At 74.0% G+C, this 21222-nt stretch carries 17 protein-coding genes; 7 read left to right on the top strand and 10 right to left on the bottom strand.

Going from position 1 to position 21222, the window contains the following annotated elements:
• Positions 1 to 23: 23 nt before the first annotated feature.
• Positions 24 to 1460 carry an MFS transporter gene (locus GNZ18_RS09650; RefSeq protein WP_156215908.1) on the top strand — a complete coding sequence of 479 codons (1437 nt, stop codon included), beginning with the start codon at positions 24 to 26 and terminating at the stop codon, positions 1458 to 1460.
• Here GNZ18_RS09650 and GNZ18_RS09645 read toward each other — a convergent pair.
• From GNZ18_RS09645 to GNZ18_RS09635, 3 genes are read right to left on the bottom strand one after another with little or no spacing between them, the layout of a single operon-like run.
• A complete protein-coding gene (locus GNZ18_RS09645) occupies positions 1372 to 1866 on the bottom strand; it encodes a Clp protease N-terminal domain-containing protein (RefSeq protein WP_156215907.1) in 495 nt (164 codons plus the stop codon). The genes GNZ18_RS09650 and GNZ18_RS09645 overlap by 89 nt on opposite strands.
• A 7-nt stretch (positions 1867 to 1873) precedes the next feature.
• Positions 1874 to 2053, bottom strand: a complete 180-nt coding sequence (locus GNZ18_RS09640) for a hypothetical protein (protein ID WP_156215906.1) — start codon at positions 2051 to 2053, stop codon at positions 1874 to 1876.
• Positions 2054 to 2106: 53 nt separating this feature from the next.
• Positions 2107 to 2808 carry a TetR/AcrR family transcriptional regulator gene (locus GNZ18_RS09635; RefSeq protein ID WP_173390707.1) on the bottom strand — a complete coding sequence of 234 codons (702 nt, stop codon included), beginning with the start codon at positions 2806 to 2808 and terminating at the stop codon, positions 2107 to 2109.
• A 140-nt stretch (positions 2809 to 2948) separates the two neighbouring features.
• On the opposite strand from GNZ18_RS09635, the gene GNZ18_RS09630 reads away from it, so the two are divergent.
• Both GNZ18_RS09630 and GNZ18_RS09625 read left to right on the top strand, forming a co-directional pair.
• A complete protein-coding gene (locus GNZ18_RS09630) occupies positions 2949 to 3905 on the top strand; it encodes an ATP-binding cassette domain-containing protein (RefSeq protein ID WP_156215904.1) in 957 nt (318 codons plus the stop codon).
• A complete protein-coding gene (locus GNZ18_RS09625; protein ID WP_156215903.1) occupies positions 3902 to 4744 on the top strand; it encodes an ABC transporter permease in 843 nt (280 codons plus the stop codon). Before GNZ18_RS09630 ends, GNZ18_RS09625 begins: the two co-directional genes overlap by 4 nt.
• A gap of 16 nt (positions 4745 to 4760) precedes the next feature.
• Here GNZ18_RS09625 and GNZ18_RS09620 read toward each other — a convergent pair whose 3' ends face one another.
• Positions 4761 to 5327 carry a PadR family transcriptional regulator gene (locus GNZ18_RS09620; protein ID WP_156215902.1) on the bottom strand — a complete coding sequence of 189 codons (567 nt, stop codon included), beginning with the start codon at positions 5325 to 5327 and terminating at the stop codon, positions 4761 to 4763.
• A gap of 120 nt (positions 5328 to 5447) precedes the next feature.
• On the opposite strand from GNZ18_RS09620, the gene GNZ18_RS09615 reads away from it, so the two are divergent.
• Positions 5448 to 6308 carry an SDR family oxidoreductase gene (locus GNZ18_RS09615; RefSeq protein ID WP_156215901.1) on the top strand — a complete coding sequence of 287 codons (861 nt, stop codon included), beginning with the start codon at positions 5448 to 5450 and terminating at the stop codon, positions 6306 to 6308.
• A gap of 4 nt (positions 6309 to 6312) precedes the next feature.
• Here the strand turns inward: GNZ18_RS09615 and GNZ18_RS09610 are convergent, their stop codons facing one another.
• The 3 genes from GNZ18_RS09610 to GNZ18_RS09600 all read right to left on the bottom strand — a co-directional run bounded on the left by GNZ18_RS09610 (position 6313) and on the right by GNZ18_RS09600 (position 8450).
• Complete coding sequence (locus tag GNZ18_RS09610; RefSeq protein ID WP_246249558.1) at positions 6313 to 7122, bottom strand: SAM-dependent methyltransferase; 810 nt, start codon at positions 7120 to 7122, stop codon at positions 6313 to 6315.
• A gap of 122 nt (positions 7123 to 7244) precedes the next feature.
• Complete coding sequence (locus GNZ18_RS09605; protein ID WP_156215899.1) at positions 7245 to 7931, bottom strand: S1 family peptidase; 687 nt, start codon at positions 7929 to 7931, stop codon at positions 7245 to 7247.
• Between the two features lie 132 nt (positions 7932 to 8063).
• Positions 8064 to 8450, bottom strand: a complete 387-nt coding sequence (locus GNZ18_RS09600; RefSeq protein WP_216651221.1) for a hypothetical protein — start codon at positions 8448 to 8450, stop codon at positions 8064 to 8066.
• Positions 8451 to 8925: 475 nt separating this feature from the next.
• Between GNZ18_RS09600 and GNZ18_RS09595 the strand changes: the two genes are divergently transcribed.
• Positions 8926 to 10014, top strand: coding sequence for a glycosyltransferase family 2 protein (locus tag GNZ18_RS09595; RefSeq protein ID WP_216651220.1), 1089 nt, complete (start codon positions 8926 to 8928; stop codon positions 10012 to 10014).
• 31 nt (positions 10015 to 10045) lie between these two features.
• Complete coding sequence (locus GNZ18_RS09590; protein ID WP_156215898.1) at positions 10046 to 12424, top strand: beta-glucosidase; 2379 nt, start codon at positions 10046 to 10048, stop codon at positions 12422 to 12424.
• A 57-nt stretch (positions 12425 to 12481) separates the two neighbouring features.
• Here GNZ18_RS09590 and GNZ18_RS09585 read toward each other — a convergent pair whose 3' ends face one another.
• The 3 genes from GNZ18_RS09585 to GNZ18_RS42000 form a co-directional block, all read right to left on the bottom strand.
• Positions 12482 to 14980 carry an ABC transporter permease gene (locus GNZ18_RS09585; RefSeq protein WP_156215897.1) on the bottom strand — a complete coding sequence of 833 codons (2499 nt, stop codon included), beginning with the start codon at positions 14978 to 14980 and terminating at the stop codon, positions 12482 to 12484.
• A 4-nt stretch (positions 14981 to 14984) separates the two neighbouring features.
• A complete protein-coding gene (locus tag GNZ18_RS09580; protein ID WP_312874403.1) occupies positions 14985 to 15767 on the bottom strand; it encodes an ABC transporter ATP-binding protein in 783 nt (260 codons plus the stop codon).
• 349 nt (positions 15768 to 16116) lie between these two features.
• Positions 16117 to 17223 carry an MFS transporter gene (locus GNZ18_RS42000; RefSeq protein WP_173390706.1) on the bottom strand — a complete coding sequence of 369 codons (1107 nt, stop codon included), beginning with the start codon at positions 17221 to 17223 and terminating at the stop codon, positions 16117 to 16119.
• Positions 17224 to 17427: 204 nt separating this feature from the next.
• On the opposite strand from GNZ18_RS42000, the gene GNZ18_RS09570 reads away from it, so the two are divergent.
• Positions 17428 to 20553, top strand: a complete 3126-nt coding sequence (locus tag GNZ18_RS09570) for an AfsR/SARP family transcriptional regulator (protein ID WP_173390705.1) — start codon at positions 17428 to 17430, stop codon at positions 20551 to 20553.
• Positions 20554 to 21222 lie beyond the last annotated feature (669 nt).

Raw genomic sequence — 21222 nt, 5'->3', positions numbered from 1 at the left:
CTGCGAGCCGAGGGGGAGACACGATGGGACGGACGGAGACCCTGCCCGAGCGGACGGCGCGCGGCGGGCCGGAACGCCCGGTCTCCCCCACCGCGGCCCTGGTCGCGGCCGTCCTCGGCTTCTTCGTGATCACGCTCGACGTCTCCGGCGTCACGATCGCGCTGCCCGCGATCGGCCGCGACCTCGGCGGCTCGCTGTCCGGCCTCCAGTGGGTGGCCGACGGGTACACGCTGATGGTCGCGGCGCTGATGCTGTCCGCCGGGACGCTCTCGGACGCGGTCGGCGCGCGCCGCGCCTACGCCTGCGGCCTCGCCGCCTTCACCCTCGCCTCGCTGGCCTGCGGCGCGGCGCCGACGCTCGCGACGCTGACGGCCGCCCGCGCCGCGCAGGGCAGCGCGGCGGCGGTGATGGTCCCGGCGTCGCTGGCGCTGATCCGGCAGTCGTTCGCCGACCCGGGCGAGCGGGCGCGCGGCATCGCGCTGTGGACGCTCGGCGGCGCCGTCGCCATCGCCGCCGGACCCGTCCTCGGCGGGCTGTTCACCACGCAGTGGAGCTGGCGTGCCGTGTTCCTGCTCAACGTCCCCGCCGGGCTGGCCGGGCTGCTGGTCCTCCGGCGGGCGGCGCGCTCCCCACGCCGTCCCGCCGCGCTCGACCTGCCGGGGCAGCTCACGGCGGTGGTCGCGCTGGCGTCGCTGACCTACGCGGTGATCGAGGGCGGGCACCGCGGGCTCACCGGCGCCGTGCCGGTCGCGGCGGGGCTCGCGGCGGCGGCCGGGGCCGCGTTCGTGACCGTCCAGGCGCGGCGGCGGGCGCCGATGCTGCCGCTCGGCATGTTCCGGGACCGCGCCGTCGGCGTGCCCGTCCTCGCGGGCTTCGCGCTGAACGCCGCCTTCTACGGCGGGGTGTTCGTGCTGAGCCTGTTCTTCCAGGAGCAGCGGGGGTGGTCGGCGTTCGCGGCGGGGCTGATGTTCGCGCCGATGGCACTGGTCACGGCCGCCTTCAACCACCTGTCGCCGCCGCTGGTGGCGCGGCTCGGGGCCCGGACGGTGATCGTCGCCGGGCTGGTGCTCAGCGCGCTCGGCACCGGCGGGCTCGCCGCCGTCGGCACCGGCACGCCCGCGTGGGCGATCGTCGTGCCGACCGTCCCGCTGGGCGTCGGGGGCGCGCTGGCCATGCCCGCGCTGACGACGCTGATGCTCGACGGCGTACCGGCCGAGCGGGCGGGCGTGGCGGCGGCGCTGCTCAACACCGTCCGGCAGACGGGCGGGGCGCTCGGCATCGCGGTCTTCGGCGCGCTGCTCGCGCGGGGCTTCGCGGCGGGCATGCGAGCCAGCCTGATCATCGCCGCCTGCCTGCTGGCGGCGAGCGCCCTCACCGCGTCCGCGCTGCTCGGTCGTGCCGGGGAAGGTCCGCGCGGATCCTCCGGCGCAGCGCGTCGCGGTCGACGCCGAGTTCGGTGAGCAGGTCCAGGACGGGGTCGCGGGAGCGGGCGCCGAGCAGGGCCAGCAGCAGGTGCCGGGGTTCGAGCTGGGGCTGCCTGCTCCGGAACGCCTCCTTGAGGCAGCGGCTCATCGCGGCCTTGGCGGCGGCCGTGAGCGGGAGCTGCTCGCCGGTGGAGGGCAGCGGCGGGGGCGGCTCCCCGAGCCGGACGCCGGTGGCCTCAAGCGCGCGGCGGTCCATCCGGTCCAGGGCGTCGCGCGCGCCGTCGAGGTCGACGCCCAGCGCCTCGGCGGCGGGCGCGCCGGGGTCGCGGAGCAGGGCGAGCAGCAGGTGCTCGGTACCGGCCCGGCGGTCGCCGCGGCGCCGAGCCTCCTCCACCGCGGCGGCCACCACCTCGCGGATCTCCTTCGGGAAACCACCGAACATCGCCGCCTCACCTCCCGTGCTTGGTGTGGACCGCCTGCTTGGACAGCCCCAGGGCGTCGCCGATCTGCTCCCACGACCAGCCCCGCGCGCGGGCGTCGGCCACATGGACGGCTTCGAGGCGTTCGGCGAGGCGGCGCAGCGCGACCACGGCCCGCAGGCCGGTGGCCGCGTCCTTCTCCTCGGTCATGCCGTCAGATTAATTTGACGCTTGATGACCGTCAATCTGTTTGGACGTCGTAGTCAGGCGCCGGGCAGCATGGCGGAGATGCCGTCGAGCACGCGGTCGGCGCCGAACTGGAACGTGCGGTCGTCGTCCCAGGTCTCGGCCTCGGCCATGTACCGGACGGTCAGCGGATGGCGGCCCTCGGCGACCAGGCGCCGCGCCCACGGCACCAGCGCGTCCCCCGCGTCCGCCGCGACGCCCTCCTCGGCGAGCCGGGCGGTCACCGCGCCGAGCACGTAGGACTTCAGCAGCGCGACCAGCGCCTGCATGACCGTGATGTCGAGGTCGAAGCGGACGAGCGCGCCGAGCGCGAACTCGTTGATCCGCAGCGCGTTCGGGCCGATCGGCGGGCGGCCCACGGCCGTCTCGACCCACCACGGGTGGCGCCGCGCCACGCTCCGCTGGAGGCGCATGACCCGCATGAGGTCGGCGCGCCAGTCCTCGGACGGGCTCTCCGGCAGCTCCTCCTCGCCCAGCACCGCGTCGTTCATCAGCACGAGCAGGTCGTCCTTGCTCGGGACGTAGCGGTAGAGCGTCATCGTGCCGACGCCGAGGCCGGTGGCGAGGCGGCGCATCGACACCGCGTCGACCCCCTCGGCGTCCGCCTTGGCGATCGCGGCCTCGACCACCTTCCGGCGGCTCAGCAGCGGGCGCGGGCCCGGCGGGGGCGGCTCCTCGTCCCACAGGTAGCCGCCGTTCCCGCCCTCCGGTTGTCTCACGTCGCGACCAGCCATCCCCGGTTCCCCATTGAAGGCACGACCCGCCGAATGTACGCTGTACGTCAGATGTACACCGTACGCTAGGCGTAGATCGTACGAACGAAGTACGTCGTACGAGGTCAGACTACTGGGGACGGCCCATGGGACATGAGACCGCTGTGCTCGTCGAGGGCGTGGCGAAACGGTTCGGCGCCACGCGCGCCCTGCGCGGCGTGGATCTCCGGGTACCGGCGGGCGGCGTGTTCGGCGTCCTCGGCCCGAACGGCGCGGGCAAGACGACCCTGGTCCGCGTGCTCACGACGCTGCTGCTCCCGGACGCGGGCCGCGCGTTCGTCGACGGGATCGACGTGGTCGCCGACGCCGAGCGGGCCCGGTTCCGCTTCGGCCTCGCGGGCCAGTACGCGGCCGTGGACGAGCAGCTCACCGGACGCGGAAACCTTCGCATGTTCGCCCGCCTCTACCGGCTCTCGCCGCGCGCCGCCCGCCGCCGGGCCGACGAGCTGCTGGAGCGCTTCGAGCTGATCCCGGCGGCCGACCGGATCGTGGCGACCTACTCCGGCGGCATGCGGCGCAGGCTCGACCTCGCCGCGAGCCTGGTGGTGTCGCCGTCGGTGCTCTTCCTGGACGAGCCGACCACCGGCCTCGACCCGCGCGGGCGCGCCGAGGTGTGGACGGCCGTCCGCGACCTCGTCGCCACGGGGACGACGGTCGTGCTGACCACGCAGTACCTGGAGGAGGCCGACCGGCTCGCCGACGCGGTCGCGGTGATCGACTCCGGCCGCGTCGTCGCGCGCGGCGCCCCCCGGGAACTGAAGGCGATGACCGGCAGCGAGCGCCTGGAGATCACCGTGCCCGCGGTGGACGACATGGCGCCCGCCGCCCGCGTGCTCCGGGCCGCGACCGGGATCGAGCCCGTGCTCCGCCCCGGGTCGCGCACGGTGGACACCGGGATGGGCGGCGCGCCCGGAGAGGTGGCCCGCCTCGTACGCGAACTCGACGCCGCGGGCGTGGTGATCGCGCACCTGAACGTCCGCCGGCCGAGCCTGGACGACGTGTTCCTCCGGCTCACCGGCCGCGCCACCGGGCAGGCGGCATGAGGGCCCTCGACGCACCGCCGCCCGCCGCCGCGTCACCGGGGACGCACCCGGTCCGCATCCTCGTCGACGGTGGCGTCATCGCGCGCCGCCAGATCGAGCACCTGCTGCGCAGGCCCGCCGGGCTGGTCGGCGAGCTGGCGCTGCCCGCGATCATCGTCCTGCTGTTCGGGTACGTGTTCGGCGGCGCGATCGAGGTCCCCGGCGGCGGCGACTACCGCGAGTACCTGCTGCCGGGCGTGTTCGCCATGCAGGCCGTCAGCGGCATCGGCGTCACCATCACCACCGTGGCGGGCGACCTGGCCCGGGGGGTCATGGACCGCTTCCGCGCGATGCCCATGGCCCGCTCGGCCGTCCCGGTCGGGCACACCACCGCCTCCCTGTTCACCGGCCTGGTCAACTTCCTCGGCGCGGCGCTGTGCGCGCTCGCCGTCGGGTGGCGGGCGCACCGCGGCGTGTGGCTGCTGCTCGCCGCGTTCGGCCTGCTGTGCCTGTTCCGCTACGCCACCGGCTGGATCGGGGTGGCCGTCGGCCTGTCGTTCAAGGACGAGGCGGGCGCCGACCACGCCGTCCCGCTGCTGTTCCCGATCAGCATGATCGCCAACACCTTCGTGCCGACCGACGGCATGCCGGCCTGGCTGCGCGTCATCGCCGACTGGAACCCCGTCAGCGCGGTCACGGCCGCGTGCCGCCAACTCTGGGGCAACCCGGGCATGGACCGGACGCACACCGCGCTGCCGCTGCAACACCCGGTCATGGCGACGATCCTGTGGTCGGTCGGCATCATCGCCGTCTGCGCGCCGACGGCCGTATGGCGCTTCCGCGTCGCCGGCCGCCACTGACCTCCCCGCCGGCGCCCTATTCGCCGTCGGCGGGCTTGGGGACGCCGAAGTCCTCGGCGGTCATCGGGTCGGTCTCCCGGGCCCACCGCGCCCACTCCGCGAGGGCCTCGTTGACGCGGATGCCCGCCTCCAGCGCGATGCGCATCGCGCGCGCCTGGCGGCCGGTGCCCCATTCGCCGCGGTCCTTGCCCTCGGCGTAGCCGCGCAGCCGGTGGGCCAGCTCGCCGTAGAACTCCTCCTCGGACGCCAGGTGCGCGGCGAGGTCGTCGGCGTCCATCAGCCAGAAGAAATAGGAGCGGAACAGGGTCTCCATGCGGAAGGTGTGATCGACGTCCACCTCCGTCAACCAGCGGCTGACCTCGGCGCGGCCCTCACCCGTGATCCGGTACGCCTTGCGCCCGCGCGGGCCGTGGCTGTCGACCTCGATGAGGCCCGCGGACTCCAGCCGGTTCAGCTCCAGGTAGATCTGCGGATGGCGGGCGGGCCACACCAGCCCGAGGGCCTCGGAGAAGCGGCGCGCCAGGTCGTAGCCGCTCGCGGGCCCCTCGGCGAGCAGGCCGAGAAGGCCGTGGCGCAGCGACATCCGCACACTCCCCGCGATGAGATCCGGCCCCCGTCGCGAACATCTTGACACATCGCGACACACCGATAAACGATGACATGTAACAACCAACATGTTCCTTGAATCAGCTGAGGTGGTCGCATGCCGAACACGGACGACGCCCGCGCGGTCCTGCTGACCGGGGCGAACGGCGGGGTGGGCCGCGCCACCGCGCGGGCGCTGGCCGAGCACGGCTTCCAGGTCTTCGCGGGGACGCGGAGCGAGGCCGGCGGCCTCGCCGAGATCCCGGGCGTGCGCGTGCTCCCGCTGGACGTCACCGATCCCGGGAGCATCGCGGACGCGGTGCGCGAGGTGCGCGGCGCGGCGGACGGGGGCCTCCACGCGGTGATCAACAACGCCGGGATCATCGTCCAGGGGCCCCTCGAACTCGTCCCGGCCGAGGAGCTGCGCCGGCAGTTCGAGGTCAACGTGTTCGGCCCGGCCGCCGTCACCCGGGCGTTCCTGCCGATGCTGCGGTCGGGGCGGGGGCGGGTCGTCAACGTCAGCGCGGCCACCGCGCGGGTCGCGGGCCCGTTCTTCGGCCCGGTCTCGGCGAGCAAGGCCGCGCTCGCCTCGATGTCGGACGCGCTGCGCCTGGAGCTGGCGCACTGGGGCATCCACGTGGTGGTGGTCGAGCCCGGCCTGCTGGACACGCCGATCTTCGCCAAGTCCGCCGCGTCCACCGCGCGGACGGTCGCCGCCCTGCCGCCCGAGCAGGTCGCGATGTACCGGGAGCAGCTCGCCGCGGTGACCGCCGCGATGGGCGCGGGCAAGCCGGCGCCGCCCTCGATCGTCGCCCGGGCGGTGGTGCGGGCGCTGACCGCGTCCAGGCCGAGGGCCCGCTACACCGTCGGCCCCGACACGCGGCTGCTCGGCCTGGTCGCCCGGCTGCCGCTGCGGACCCGTGACCGGCTGCTGTCCCGCGTCGTCGGCCTGCGCGGGATCGCCCCGGCGAAGGGCTGAGGGGCTACAGGGCGGCGACCCCGCTGAAGTGCGGGACCTCGGGCTCGGGCCACGGGGACGGGTCGGGATGCCAGCGCGAGCACGACACCACGCCGGGCGGCAGCAGCCGGGCCGCGCCGAACAGGGCCTCGATCTCCTTCGGGGAGCGGGCGCGGATGGGCGTGCCGCCGCGCTCCATCACCTCCCGGACCGCGCGCCGCATCGCCTCGCCGTCCAGTTCCTCGGTGGTGGCGTCGCAGGTGTGGGAGATCACCAGGTAGCTGCCGGGAGCCAGGCCGCGCAGCAGGTCCGCGACGAGGCCGTGGGCCTCGTCGTCGTCGAGGATGTGGTTGAGCACCCCGAGCATCATCAGCGCGACCGGGCGGTCGAGGTCCAGGGTGGCGGCGGCGCCGTCCAGGACCGCGCGGGTGTCGCGGATGTCGGCCTGGATGTAGTCGCAGGCCCCCTCCTTCGTGCTGGTCAGCAGCGCCCGCGCGTGCAGCAGCACCAGGGGGTCGTTGTCGACGTAGACGATCCGCGACTCGGGCCGGGCGCGCTGCGCGACCTCATGGGTGTTGTCGACGGTCGGCAGCCCCGTCCCGAGGTCGAGGAACTGGCGTATCCCGTTCCCCGCCACGAAACGCACGGCCCGGCCGAGAAAGGCGCGGTCCTGCCGGGCCGACAGGGCGATGCCGGGCAGATGCCGCAGGACGGCCTCACCGGCCTCGCGGTCCACCGGATAGTTCTCCTTGCCGCCCAGCCAGTAGTCCCAGACCCGGGCCGAATGCGGCACGTTCGTGTCGATCCGCGAGTTCACTTCAGAGCCATCGGACAATGGGATCCACCTCCACCGGAAGATCATCGCAGAAGGGCGACGCGCTTTCCGCCCATCGCCGCGAAAAGGGCGGACGCCCGGCCGGGAGGGGGATCCGGCCGGGCGTCCTCAGGGGCCGGGGGTCAGACACCGGCCGTGGCGCGGATCCAGGCCCGGCTCGGGGCCACGCTCCCATAGGTCTGCTCCGACCGCCCGTCGGCGGTGGAGGCGACCGCGACCTGCTTGCCCTCGTAGCGCTGCGGCCCGCCCGAGTCACCGCTCCAGGCGTTGCCGGTGATCTTGCTGGTGCAGATCGCCGGGCCGTAGCGGTGGTCGTAGCAGGTGGTGGAGGTGACCTTCACGTCGGCGCATTTGAGCTGGTCGGGGAAGGGGCCGTTGGTGCTGGTCCGGCCCCAGCCGCAGATCTGGTTGGTCGAGCCGACCGGCGGATCGGCGTCGGCGAGTGGGGAGTAGGCGGTCTGGTGGGCGGCGGCCAGGTGCACGAGCGCGAGGTCGCCCTTCGGCGCCACCTGGTAGTCGCTGACGTTGACCGTGGTGGCGCGCGACCGGTAGACGCTGCCGACGTTGACCGTGAGTCCGGAGCCGACGCAGTGGGCCGCGGTCAGGACCCAGGTCGGCGCGATGATGGTGCCCGAGCAGGTGAAGTTGCCGCGCACATAGATCGCGGCGGCCCAGGGGGCGTCGGTGACGAAGTCGCCGCCGATGATGGGCGCCTGCGGGCGGGGGCCGTCGGCGGCGGCGGGAACGGCGATCCCGCCGAGCAGGGCCAGCGCGGCGCCCATCAGGGCAATGGCGCGTCGGGGAGGCATGCACAGCTCCTTTGCTGGTATGCATGAGCCCCGTCAAAATAGACCAGCGGCCACCTTGCGCAGCCCTTCGAACGCGCCCTGGTTTTTCAGGCGGTGTTCGCTTGGCGTCGAAGGGCGCGGTGCGGCGGACCGCTACATGTAGGGCGGCGCGGCGGCGGTGATGGCGCGCGCCTGCGCCACCGCGTTCGCGGCCCACGCGCCCGACTGCGGCCCCGCCGGGAACTGCGCGGTGTGGTGGAAGCCGGGGCCGGTCACCGACACCGAGACGAAACCGACGTAACGGCGTTCCTTCATCAGCAGGAAAAGGAGGCCCAGCAGGCAGAACCAGACGAAGATGATGGTCAGCACGATGGCCACGACCGGAATTCCGTCGGTGACCTGGGTGGAGTCCTGGACGGTCCAGGTGGCGCCGTGCAGCGGGTACCGGCCGTACGGGAGAAGGACGTGCGTGCTCGTCAGGGCCATGTCGCCGATCTGCAGCAGAACGGGTTCGACTCCGCCTTGAGGAACCGGATACATCCCACCACCCCTGCCCGAACGAACCGCCAGCCACCCTGAGCGATCACCCCACCCTAAAGGGCCGCCCGAACCGGGGCAGCCCCACGGCCACGACCGGCCGCCCAGCGCCGTCTCGCCGCCGTCCAGCCTCCTCGCAAGATGATCATACTTGGGCGTTTTCTACCCATTCAGTCCATGCACATGGACGGGACCGATCAGCCGCGATACCGAGGACCGCTTCGCCATCGTCGGGTTCGACCCGGTGCGCGATCCTGGCGCGACCCGGCTTCTGGACGAGGTGATGACCAAGACCGAGAACGGCCGTCGCCGGTGTTCCTGGAGACGCCGCGCGGGGCCCGCCGCCCGGCGGAACCCCAGGAAGCGACCCGGCCTTTCCGGGACATTTCGGGAATGCCACGCCGCTGCCCCCCGGACGCGCCCGCCATGCCCGGTCCTTCATAGGCGGTGTATAGAGGGCGATGCCAGCGTGCTGTGAATGATGGGTGAAGAGGCTCCTCCGGCGTGGGTCGATGTGATCTGCCCCGCCTACAACAGGTCGGGCGCCATTCGCGAGACGGTGGACAGCGTGCTCGCGCAGACGGTCGGCGACTGGCGGCTGATCGTCGTCTCCGACGGGTCCACCGACGACACCGACGAGGTCGTCCGCTCCTACTCCGATCCGCGCGTGCGGCTCGTCCGGACCGAGCACCACGGGGCGCCGGGAGGGCCGAGGAACATCGGGCTCGCGGTGTCCGACGCGCCCTACGTCGCCTACCTCGACAGTGACGACCGGTGGCTTCCCGGCCATCTGGAGGGCCTGCTCCGGCATCTGGAGGCGGGCGCGCGGCTGGTGGTGATGGGGAGCGTCGCGGTGGACGGGGACGGCGCGGAGGTGGCCCGGTCCGACCTGCTCAACCGGGTGTGGCACCCCGACCTCCAGCTCGTCTGGCCGCTGTACGAGCCGTCGCGGGTCGGGCATGTGCGCGGGCTGGTCGAGGCCGCGGGCGGGTGGTCCACGGGGGTCAGGGGCATGGAGGACTGGGACCTGTGGCTGCGGCTCGCCGATCGCGGCGAGGACTTCACGGTCGCGTCCGAGCACACGGCCGTGATGCGGCTGAACCCCGGGTCGCGGCGGCACACGACCGCCGTCGCCGACTACCTCCCGCTGGGCGCCGTCGCGACGGAGGACGACGCGAAGGCCGTGCTGGAGACGGTGTTCTCCGGCGAGAACCAGGACAGGCTGCGGCGGTCGTGGGCCGAGATGACGGTGGGCTGGTACCGGTCGATGGCCGCCTCGGACCGCCTCTCCAAGGCCGAGGACGTCGACATGGAGAAGGTCTACGAGCAGCTGAGGTGGTACGCGCTCAAGGGCCACGACCGGCTCATGCTCGGCGACCTGACCTATGTCGAGGACGGCGGCGAGTTCGTCCTCGTGCGCCCGCTGCGGTGCGTCGACGGCGCCCACGCGGAGCGGCTGCGGGCCTTCCTCTGGACGGGCGACCACGCCCGGAACTCGGTCGTCCACGAGGCGGTCCGCCGGCGCGGGGGGAGGCCCATCGCGGCGGCCGGCGAGCGGACCAGGTAGCGCACGATCACGAACACGGGAGAACCCCCACATGTGGAACGACGAGACGGAGCTGCGGGCGCGCGTCGCCGGGCTCCCGCTGGAACGCAAGGTCGAGGCCCTCACCGGGATCGACTACTGGCGGCTGCCCGCCGTCCCGGAGGCCGGGCTGGAGACGGTCGTCATGTGCGACGGCCCCGCCGGGGTGTTCGGCACGACCTATGACGAGCGGGACCCGAGCCTGCTGTTCCCCAACCCGACCGCGCTGAGCGCCACCTGGGACCCGGCGCTGACGGGCCTCGCCGGACGGCTGATGGGCGCGCAGGCGCGGGCCAAGGGCGCGCACGTGCTGCTCGCCCCCGTCCTGAACCTGCACCGGTCGCCGGTCGGCGGCCGCAACTTCGAGAGCTTCTCCGAGGATCCGCTGCTCACCGCGCGGATGGCGGCCGGGTTCGTCACCGGGATCCAGTCGGCGGGCGTCGCCGCCGCCGTCAAGCACTTCGTGTGCAACGACTCCGAGACCGAGCGGCTCAGGTACGACGTCCGGATCGGTGAGCGGCTGCTGCGCGAGGTGTACCTGCGCCCGTTCGAGGCGGTGGTCGAGGCGGGCGCCTGGATGATCATGGCCGCGTACAACCGGGTCAACGGCACGATGATGACCGAGAACGAGCGGCTGCTCGGCGGCGTGCTGAAGGACGAGTGGGGCTTCGACGGCGTCGTGGTCTCCGACTGGACGGCGACCCGCACCACCGAGGCGAGCGCCAACGCCGGGCTCGACCTGATCATGCCGGGGCCGAACAACAAGTGGGGCCCCAAGCTGGTGGCGGCGGTGCGCGCCGGAGACGTCCCCGAGTCGCTGGTGGACGAGAAGGTCACGCGGCTGCTGCGGCTGGCCGGGCGCGTCGGCGCGTTGAAGGACGGCCCGGAGCCCGCCCCCGCGCCCCTTCCCGCCGACTACCGGGACCGGCTGCGGGCGCTGGCCGCGCGGGCGTGCGTCCTGCTGACCAACGACGGCGTGCTGCCGCTGGCGGCCCCGGGCTCGGTCGCGCTCATCGGCCCCAACGCCGTGTCGCTCACGGCGCAGGGGCGCGGCAGCTCGCTCATCCATCCCGAGCACGTCGTGGAGCCCTACGACGGGCTGCGGCGCGCGCTCGGGCCGGGCACCGGGATCAGCCTGCACCAGGGGTGCCGGCCGCGGCGGCTGCTGGCGGCGCTCCCGGCCGAGGAGTGCCGCGACCCCGAGACCGGGGAGCCGGGGCTGCGGCTCGACTACCTCGACTCCGGCGGCGGGCTGGTCGGCTCGGAGAACCGCAGGTCGGCGCGGCTCGTCTACGCGGGGACGCTGACGGCGGAGACGACCGGGATCAGGGCGCGGGGCGTGCTGACGCCGGCCGAGACCGGGACGCACCTGTTCTCGGTCTGCGGCGTCGGGGTCTACACGCTGACGGTCGGCGACACCTCCGAGACGTTCACGCTGAAGCCCGCGGGCGACTACCTCGACACGATGACGCGCCCGCCCGAGCACCGCGTGGCGGTCGAGCTGACGGCGGGCGTGCCGGTGGCGATCGAGATGCGGCACACCCGCGACGAGCTGTTCGTCCAGCTCGGCATCGCCGCGTTCGGGCTCGGGTACGGCGCGCCGAGGCCGGACGAGGACGCGGAGATCGAGGCGGCGGTGGAGGCGGCCCGGCGGTCGGACGTGGCGGTCGTCATGGTCGGGACCGACGACGAGGGCGAGGCCGAGGGCCGCGACCGGACCGGCCTCGCGCTCCAGGGCCGCCAGGACGAGCTGGTCAGGCGGGTCGCCGCGGCCAACCCGAGGACGGTCGTCGTCGTCAACGCCAGCGGCCCGATGCTGCTGCCGTGGCGCGACGAGGTCGCGGCGGTCCTGTGGTCGTGGTTCCCGGGGCAGGAGGGCGGCGACGCGATCGCGGACGTGCTCGTGGGCGCCCTGGAGCCGGCCGGGCGGCTGCCGACCACGCTGCCCGCGTCCGAGGCGGGCGTCCCGATCCTCGACGTGGCGCCGGTCGAGGGCGTCCTGCGCTACGACGAGGAGGCCGTCGGGTACCGCGCGTACGCCGAGGACGGCGTCGCGTTCCCGTTCGGGCACGGCCTCGGGTACGGGCGGTGGGAGTACGAGTCCGCCGCCGTCGAGGGCGACACCGTCTCCGTGACCGTGCGCAACACCGCCGAGCGTGACGCGCTGGAGGTCGTCCAGGTGTACGCGGAGGGGCCCCGGCTCGCCGGGTTCGCCACCGTCCGCGCCGGTGCCGGGGAGCGGGTCACGGTCGAGGTGCCGCTGGACCGGCGGACGTTCCAGGACTACGACACCGGACTGCCCGGCTGGCGCACACGGCCCGGCCCGCACACCGTGCTGATCGGACGGTCGAGCGCCGACCCGCGGCTCAGCGCCGAGTACGACCCCCGCTGACGCGCGCGAACGCCCCGCCGCGTCCGCGGCGGGGCGTTGGCGTGCATCACCGTGTGCTCACTCCGAGGCCAGCGACTCCACGATCGACGCCTTGGACGCGCGGCGCGCCGGGAGGACGGCGGCCAGCATCCCGGCCGCGCCCGCCAGCACGACGAACCCGATGATCTGGAGGACCGGGACGGCGAAGATGGCGCTCTTGGCCATCGCGTTGGTAGCGGCCCAGCCCAGCGTCATGCCGAAGCCGACCCCGGTGAGCGCGCCGATCACGCCCATGACCAGCGCCTCGACCGACAGCATCCGGCGGAGCTGGCGCTTGGTGATGCCGAGGGCGCGCAGCAGCGCGGACTCGCGGGTCCGCTCCACGACCGAGAGCGTCAGCGTGTTGGCGATCCCGAACAGCGCGATGATGATCGCCAGGCCGAGCATCCCCGCGAAGATCATCAGAACCATGTCGATGATCTTCGTCAGCTCCTTCTTGACCTCCACGACCGAGCGCACCTTCACGGTCGCGTAGGGCTTGGCCGCCTGCTCGACCGCCGAGCGGGCGTCGGCCGCCGGCACCCCCTCCTTGGCGTTGACGTAGATCTCCGTCGGTTCCACGGCGCCGAACTGCCGGCCGAAGTCGGGCTCGGTCATCAGGATCGAGGGCGCCGGGGCGTCGCCACCGAAGACGCCGGTCACCTTCGCGGGGACCACGCCGCGCCGCGTCTTGATCTTGATGGTGGCGCCCGGGCCGAAGCCGCGCGACTTGGCGACGTCGCTGTTCACCGCGACCGTCCCCGGCTTCAGGTCGGCGAGCGCGCCCTCGGAGAAGTCGAGCTTGATGATCGTGCCGAGCGCCCCGGTGTTGAGCGTGCCGACCTCCTCGGGCCTGCCGTCCACCTCGCTCCGCCGCACGCGCATCTCGCCGACCTCGCCCACCTGCGGCACGCCGCGCAGCGCGGCGGCCAGCTCGTGCGGGATCGTGCGGGGCGTCTCGCCGTCGGAGAACTGCGCCTCCAACTGGAAGTCGACGGGGAACTCCTTGTCGAGCTGCGCGGACGTGCTGGCCTTGGCGCTGGAGGCGATCACCGCGAACAGGCTCATCAGCCCGATGCCGATCGTCAGCGCGATCGTCGTGGTGGCGGTGCGGCGCGGCGAGCGGCGCGCGTTCTCGACCGCGAGCCGTCCGGGGACGCCGCCGATCCGCGCCGGGATCGCGCCCACCAGCCAGCCCAGCGGACGGACGAACGCGGGCATCATCGCGATGATCGCGAGGAAGACCAGCAGCCCGGCGATGCCGACCATCGAGATCGCCGACCCGCCCTTCTTCATGATCAGCGAGCCGTGCACGCCGAGGGCGAGGCCCGACACCCCGAGCACGCCCGCCGCGGTGGCGCGCGGCCAGGCGAGCCGGAACCGCCCGCCGCCCGGCTCGTGGTCGGTGCGCAGCGCGGCGATCGGCGCGACCCGGGTCGCGGCGCGGGCGGGCAGCAGCGCCGACACGACGGTCACGAGCACGCCGACCAGCAGGCCGATCACGACGGTGCGCGGCGACAGCCCGAACCCGGCGGTGGCGATCTCGGCGCCCATCGCGTTGAACAGCGCGATCGAGCCGTGCCCGAGGCCGAGCCCGGCGACCACGCCGAACACCGACCCGGCGAGGCCCACCGCCGCCGACTCGGCGACGACGCCGCCGAACACCTGCTTGCGGCTGGCGCCGACGCAGCGCAGCAGCGCCATCTCCCGCGTCCGCTGGGCGATCAGGATCGAGAACGTGTTGTAGATGACGAGCGCGGACACCAGCATCGAGATCAATCCGAAGATCAGCAGCCCGATCCGGATGATCTCGGTGTCGCCGCCGACCTCGGCGACGAGCCGGTCGCCCAGCTCCTTGCCGGTCAGCACGTCGAAGGAGCCGCCGACCGCGCCCGCGACCGCCGCCTTGTCCCCGCCGAGGACGTCGATCTCCTTGAGCGTCCGCATCCCGGTCATGCGCAGCGCGGTCGGGGTGTCGAAGCCGACCGCGCCGTTCATCGCGGTGCCGGAGGCGACGCCGAAGTCGACGACCCCGACCATCGTGAACCGGTGCGGGCGCTCCCGCCTGTCCAGGATGGTGATGCTCTGGCCGAGCCTGAACTTCTGCGAGGCGGCCGTCCCGTCGTCCACGACGGCCTCGGACGGCCCGCGCGGCGCCCGGCCCTGCTTGATCTCATAGCGCTGGAGGGTGCCGTCCGACACCGACAGCCCCGCGGTGGGGCTGTCGCCGACGACCTTGCCGTCGGCGCCGACCAGCGCGGCCTCGCCCTGCACCATCGCGTGCGCCTCGGTGACGCCGGGCACCGCGCGGACCCTCGCGAGCAGCGCGGCGGGCAGCTCGGGCCCCGGCTTCTTCGGCAGCACCGCGACGTCCACCCGGTCGGCGGACGCGGCGAACTGCGCGTCGATGCCCTTCTCCACCGTGTCGGTCAGCACGAACGTCCCGGAGATGAACCCCACGCCGAGCGTGATCGCCACCCCGGTCAGCACGAGGCGAAGCTTGTGGGCGAGCAGGCCCGCGAGCACCGTCTTCAGCATCGGCTCAGGCCCCCAGGCGCTTGAGCGTGTCGAGGACGGCGTCGGGGGTCGGCCGGGTCAGCTCGGTGACGACCATCCCGTCGCGCAGGAACACCACGCGGTCGGCGTAGGACGCGGCGACCGGGTCGTGCGTGACCATCACGATCGTCTGCCCCATCTCCCGGACGGACCCGCGCAGGAAGCCCAGCACCTCCGCCCCCGCGCGGGAGTCGAGGTTGCCGGTCGGCTCGTCGGCGAAGATGACCTCGGGCCGGGCGACGAGGGCGCGGGCGCACGCCACCCGCTGCTGCTGGCCGCCCGACAGCTCGCTCGGCCGGTGGTTCAGCCGGTCGCGCAGCCCGACGACCTCGACGACCTGCTCGAACCAGCGCTGGTCGAGCGCGCGCCCCGCGAGCTCCAGCGGGAGCTTGATGTTCTGCTCGGCGGTCAGCGTCGGCAGCAGGTTGAACGCCTGGAAGATGAAGCCGATCCGGTTGCGGCGCAGCAGCGTGAGCTGCTTGTCGCTCATCCGGGTGATCTCGGAGTCGCCGAGCCGGACCTGGCCCCCGCTGACGGTGTCGAGCCCCGCCAGGCAGTGCATCAACGTGGACTTGCCCGACCCCGACGGGCCCATGATCGCGGTGAACACGCCCCGGGCGAACCCGACGCTGACCCCGCGCAACGCGTGGACGGCCGCGTCGCCCGAGCCGTACACCTTCGACACCTCGGTCGCGACCACGGCCGGCGGCGCGGGCGGCGCGGCGGCGGGGGGGTATCCGCCGGGCGGGCTGGCATACGCGCTGGTCACGGTGGCTCCTTCGGCGAGAGATGGCTGCTCCCCCGACACGCTAGGTATCCGCGCCGTCCCCGGCATCCACCCCGCGGCTACTGATTTCCTCGTCACCACGGCCGACAAAACACGATTCGATACGACCTAGGTGGTACCCGAGAATCGTTCCAGCGGAGTATTGAATTCACTTCGGTAAGGCTATATACGGGCCATTCAGAAGGCCCGCCGCCCGCACCCGGGAAGCACCGCTGACCACCAGTGAATATAGCACCAATATAGCGCGAGCGTTTCTCCGCGTGCTTCCCTTGTTCTTCGGCGGAACCATAGGCGTGCGACAAGTGGAAAGGCGGCGGTGATGGTCACGGGATCAGGACGTCGCCAACCGCCGGTGCCGCTGGAGCGGGCCGGAGGCGAGGCGTCCGGCGAGGGCCGCCACCACGACGAGGGCCACCGCGGCGACCGCGTATCCGGCGCGGTAGCCCGACAGCGGATGCACGGCCGCGACCATCGCGGTGCCGCACACGAACCCGATGTAGTTGAAGATGCCGACGCGGGCCACGGCGACGCCCCGGCCGCCGGGGTCGTGCCGTCCGGCGGCGGCGTAGGCGCTCGGCGCCATCGAGCAGAGGCCGAGTCCGGCCAGCGCGAACCCGCCGATGGCGACCGCCGGGCCGGGGGCGGCGGCGACGGCGAGCAGGCCCGCGGTCGTGACGAGCGCGCCCGCCCGCACCAGCCTCGGCACGCCCCAGCGGCCGATCGCGCGGTCGGCCAGCGACCGGCCGAGCACGGTGGTCAGCGCGAACGCCGCGATCGCCAGCGGCGCGACGGCGGCCGAGCCGCGCAGGTCCCCCTGGACGTACTTCACGGCGAACCCCATGACCGCGCCCTCGGCCACGTACGCGCAGGCCAGCACGCCCCCGATCACCAGGAGCGGGCGCCAGGGCACGGCCTGGCAGGCGGGTTCCTCCAGGCCGGGCGCGGCCGCGCCGTCCTCGGCGGGAAGCCGGAACCGGACGGTGGCGAGCGCCACCAGCAGGCCGAGCGCGGCGGGCGGCGCGAACCCGGCGGACAGGGAGACGCCGGTGCCGTTGGCGAGCGAGATCCACAGCGATCCGGCGATGCCCATCGCGCTCCACACCGCGAAGAAGCCGTTGACCACACTGCGCCCGGCGCGCGCCTGGACGGCGACGGCCTGCGCGTTCATCGCCGCGTCCAGCGCCCCCACCGACAGCGCGAGCGCGACCAGCGTCACGACCAGCGCGGGGACGCCGCGGACCACTCCGACCGCCAGCACGGACGCGTGGAACAGCACCTGCGCGCACCGCAGCAGCGGGCCGGGGCCGAAGCGCGCCGCCACCCGCGCGGCGAGCAGGCCCCCGGCGATGGCCGTCGCCGGGACGCACGCCACGAGGAGGTTGATGGCGTCGTCGCTCAGCCCGTGCGCCAGCTGTATCTCCGGGGCGCGGGAGGTCACCGCGGCGAACGACAGTCCTTCCGCCGCATAGATCGCATAGACCGCGAAAACCCCGCTCCGGTCGGAACGGACGGCCGATGAGGTCGTTTCCTCCGTGGCCGCAACCCCGAAATCGGACATCGCGCCATGCTATACAGGGACGGATCCGCGACAGCGCTGGAACGCGGCCGTCGGTGTGTAAAGACACGGGTTGGCATGCCAGAGGTGAGACCCGATGAAGCTCCCCCCGCCACGACCACTGATACGACCCCCGACACCTCGACGAGGGCCGTTCGCTTCGAGGTCCTCGGCCCGCTGCGCATCGAGGCGCGCGGCGCCCCCGTGCCGCCGCCGCGCTCACCGATCCTGCGGGGGCTCCTCGGCGCGCTGCTGATCGCCGGCGACCGCCCGCTGAGCACGGCCCGGCTGATGGACCTGGTCTGGGACGACCGCGCGGAGCGCGTCGGCCCGGGAGCGGTCCAGGTGGCGGTCTCCCGGCTGCGGCGCTGGCTCGGCCGGTTCGGGCCGTCCACCGAGTCCACCTGGACGCTGACCAACGACGGCGTCGGCTACCACCTGCGGCTGCCCGAGGGCGCGGTCGACCTCGGCCGCTTCCGGACGTCGGTGCGGCGGGCGACCAAGGCGCGGCAGGTGCTCGAACGGCTCCGGTCGCTGGAGTCGGCGCTCGCGCCCTGGCGCGGGCCCGTGCTGGCCGACCTCGCCGCCGCCGACCTCGCCGACCCGCTGTTCCGGTCGGTGGACGACGAGGTGCAGTCGGCGGCGATGGAGCTGGCGGGGCTCGCGCTCGCGGCGGGGCGTCCCGGCACCGCGATCGGACGGCTCACCGCGCTGGCCGAGGCGTATCCCCTGCACGAGGGCCTCGCCGGACGGCTGCTGGAGCTGCTGACCCACGACGGGCGGGCCGCCGAGGCGCTCAGCCGCTACGGGGTCTTCCGCGACCGGGTCGTGGAGGAGCTGGGCGTTGAGCCGGGCGAGCGCGTCCACCGGGTGTACCTGTCGGCGCTGAGCCGCGACGGGCGGACCGCCGAGGCGCCGCGCCCGCGCGAGCCCGCCGACGACGAGCGCGCGCCCACGGTACCGGTCCCGGCGCAGCTGCCGCCGCCGGTGCCCGACTTCGTCGGCCGCGAGGAGCAGGTGCGGGCGCTGTCGCAGGCGCTCGCCCGCCGCCGCACGCCGTCGGTGACGGTCATCACCGGGATGGGCGGGGTCGGCAAGTCGACGCTCGCGCTGCACGTCGCGCAGGCGCAGTCCGCGACGTTCCCCGACGGCACCCTGTACGCGAGGATGCGCACGCCCGACGGGGGGCACGCCTGCGTCGGCCGCGTCCTGGAGGGCTTCCTGCGGGCGCTCGGCATGGCGGGGCGCGACATCCCGCCGTCCGAGGAGCACCGCGAGGCGCTGTACCGCAGCCTGCTCGCGAGCCGCCGCGTGCTGGTCGTGCTCGACGACGCGCTGTCGGAGCGGGACGTGCGGCCGCTGCTGCCGAGCTCCAGCGGCTCGGCGGCCATCGTGACCAGCCGGGTCCCGCTGACGGGGCTGGACGGCGCCGCGTCCGCCGACCTGGACGCCTTCTCCTCCGAGCAGGCGGTGCGGCTGCTCGGCCGGATCATCGGGCCCGCCCGGCTCGCCGCCGAGCCCGAGGCGGCCGCCGAGATCGTGCGGCTGTGCGCCTACACGCCGCTCGCCGTGCGGATCGCGGGCGCGCGGCTGTCGGGGCGGCGGCACTGGCGGTTGGAGCAGCTCGCCTCCGCGCTGCGCGACGAGCGCCGCAGGCTCGACGAGCTGAGCACCGGCGACCTCGCGGTGCGGGCGTGCTTCGAGCTGAGCTACGCGCGGCTGCCCGCCGCGACGCGGCGGCTGTTCCGGCTGCTGGCGCTGCTGGACGCCCCCGACTTCGCCGACTGGGTCGCGGCGGCGGTGCTGGAGGTGCCGTTCGAGACCGGCCGCGACCATCTGGAGGCGCTGGTCGACGCGCAGCTGCTCACGGTCGCGGACATCGACGCGACCGGCGCGCCGCGCTTCCGCTACCACGACCTCGTGCGGCTCTACGCGCGCGAGCTGGCCGCGGGCGAGGAGGACGGCGACACCCGCGCGGCGGCCGTCCGGCGCGCGCTCGGGGGCTGGCTGTGGCTGACCGAGCGCGCCGCCGAGCGCGTGCCCGGCCCCTGCTACGCGCTGATCCACGGGACGGCGACGCGGGTGCCGCTGCCCGCCGCGGCCGCCGAGCGGCTGCTGGCCGACCCGATGGCCTGGTTCGACGCCGAGCGGGACGCGTTGTCGGCCGGGGTGCTCCAGGCATGCGACCTCGGCCTGGACGAGCTGGCCTGGGACCTCGCCGCGTCCCAGGAGAAGTACCTCGACATCAAGGGCATGGCGTCGGGCTGGCGGCTGATGCACGAGCGCGCGACGCGGGTCTGCCGCGCGGCGGGCAACGTCCTCGGCGAGGCGGTGCTGGCGCGCGGGCTGATCGAGGTGACGACGTGGCTCGCGGCCGACCGTCCGGGCGAGGCGATGGTCAACCTCTACGAGGGCGCGGGCGAGCTGCTCCGGCTGTTCGAGGCGGCCGGGGAGCGGCGCGGGATGTCGGACGCGCTGGTCATGCGCGGCTGGGGCCTCGCGGCCATGGGCGAGCCCGCGCGGGCGATGGAGTCGGCGCGGCGGGCGCTGGAGCTGGCCCGCGAGACCGACCACCTCGGCGGCGAGGCCCGCGCCCACCATCTGATGGGCCTCGCCTACGGCGAGCGCAACGCGGAGGCCGCCGCCGCCGAGCTGACCCGCAGCCTGGAGCTGGCCCGGCTGCTCGGCAACCCCCGGGTCGAGGCGACCGCGATGCAGTTCCTCGGCGTCGCGCAGTGCCTCACCGGACGGGTCGGCGAGGGCCACGACCTGCTCGTGCGCTCGCTGGACCTCTGCCACGCCCTCCAGGACCGCTACGCCGAGGCGTTCTCGCTGCTGTACCTCGGGAAGCTGTACGCGGCGACGGACGACCCCCGGGTGCGTCCCGCCATCGGCACGGTCATCTCCATCAGCCGCCGGTACAGGATGAACCACCATCTCGCCGACGCGCTGAAGGTGCTCGGCGAGCTGGAGCTGGCCGCGGGCCGCCCCGCGGAGGCCGTGGACGCGCTGGAGGAGTCGGTGCGGCTGTGGCGGGCGCGGGGCTGGCAGGCGTTCCTCGCCGCCGCCCTGACCGCGCTCGGCCACGCCTACCGGGGCACCGGCGCGGACGACGCGGCCGGGAAGGTGTGGCGCGAGGCGCTCGGCATGTTCGAGCGGCTGGAGGACACCGGTGCCGCCGAGAACGTGAAAGCCCTGCTCGACGGCGTGTGACCGGGTTCGGACGCGCCGCGCGTCCCGGTGGTAAGCGATCTGTAAGGGACGACCGCGACACTTGGGGTGTGCCCTCCGCCAGAGTCGTCACCGCGCAGTCGCCTTCGTGCTCCCCGCGACGCGCCGCCGTTCCCCGCCGTGCCCCCGGGTCGTCCCGGTGGGCGCCGCCGGTCGGAACGTCCTGACGTCGCCTGGGATCCGGCGAGGGCTCCGGGGGAGGCGGCCGTGCCCGCCCCTCCCCCGCGCGTCCGGAGGCACTGCGGCTCCCCCGCGGCCGCGCAGGTAAGCACAGTCTGAAACACGGTTCCAACCGAAACACAACGCAGCTCGAACACACTACTCACCGGAACACGGTGGTCACTGAAACGCAGTGGTCACCAGAACGCAGCACAAGACAGAACACGAGAGAGCCGAGGCCCGACGCATGCCTCGGCGCGGCGACGAGGGGTGAAGCGAGCAGGACACGGTGTACGGGGCACCGAAGGCGGTGACCCGGCCGAGGACGTCGCGGACGGCGGCGACCGGGCCGGGGGCACCGGAGCCGGAGGCCGGGCGGGGACGCCGGCCGCCGGTGGACGGAAGTGAAGGCGTCCGCGCGGACGTCGCCCAGTGTGCGGGCGACGCGGGCGCCGACCCACCTCCGTCGACAGGAACTACTACTGGGGGATT

The sequence above is a fragment of the Actinomadura litoris genome (assembly GCF_009733595.1).
In the GTDB taxonomy this organism is placed as follows: Bacteria; Actinomycetota; Actinomycetes; order Streptosporangiales; family Streptosporangiaceae; genus Spirillospora; species Spirillospora litoris.
Note: the sequence above shows the minus strand (reverse complement) of the source record. Positions and strands in the feature narration are given on the sequence as shown.

Bases quoted from the DNA above. Each gene is read 5' to 3' on its own strand.
- GNZ18_RS09650 (WP_156215908.1), top strand. From the start codon at position 24: ATGGGACGGACGGAGACCCTGCCCGAGCGGACGGCGCGCGGCGGGCCG.
- GNZ18_RS09645 (WP_156215907.1), bottom strand. From the start codon at position 1,866: ATGTTCGGTGGTTTCCCGAAGGAGATCCGCGAGGTGGTGGCCGCCGCG.
- GNZ18_RS09640 (WP_156215906.1), bottom strand. From the start codon at position 2,053: ATGACCGAGGAGAAGGACGCGGCCACCGGCCTGCGGGCCGTGGTCGCG.
- GNZ18_RS09630 (WP_156215904.1), top strand. From the start codon at position 2,949: ATGGGACATGAGACCGCTGTGCTCGTCGAGGGCGTGGCGAAACGGTTC.
- GNZ18_RS09625 (WP_156215903.1), top strand. From the start codon at position 3,902: ATGAGGGCCCTCGACGCACCGCCGCCCGCCGCCGCGTCACCGGGGACG.
- GNZ18_RS09620 (WP_156215902.1), bottom strand. From the start codon at position 5,327: ATGTCGCTGCGCCACGGCCTTCTCGGCCTGCTCGCCGAGGGGCCCGCG.
- GNZ18_RS09615 (WP_156215901.1), top strand. From the start codon at position 5,448: ATGCCGAACACGGACGACGCCCGCGCGGTCCTGCTGACCGGGGCGAAC.
- GNZ18_RS09605 (WP_156215899.1), bottom strand. From the start codon at position 7,931: ATGCCTCCCCGACGCGCCATTGCCCTGATGGGCGCCGCGCTGGCCCTG.
- GNZ18_RS09600 (WP_216651221.1), bottom strand. From the start codon at position 8,450: ATGTATCCGGTTCCTCAAGGCGGAGTCGAACCCGTTCTGCTGCAGATC.
- GNZ18_RS09595 (WP_216651220.1), top strand. From the start codon at position 8,926: ATGATGGGTGAAGAGGCTCCTCCGGCGTGGGTCGATGTGATCTGCCCC.
- GNZ18_RS09590 (WP_156215898.1), top strand. From the start codon at position 10,046: ATGTGGAACGACGAGACGGAGCTGCGGGCGCGCGTCGCCGGGCTCCCG.
- GNZ18_RS09585 (WP_156215897.1), bottom strand. From the start codon at position 14,980: ATGCTGAAGACGGTGCTCGCGGGCCTGCTCGCCCACAAGCTTCGCCTC.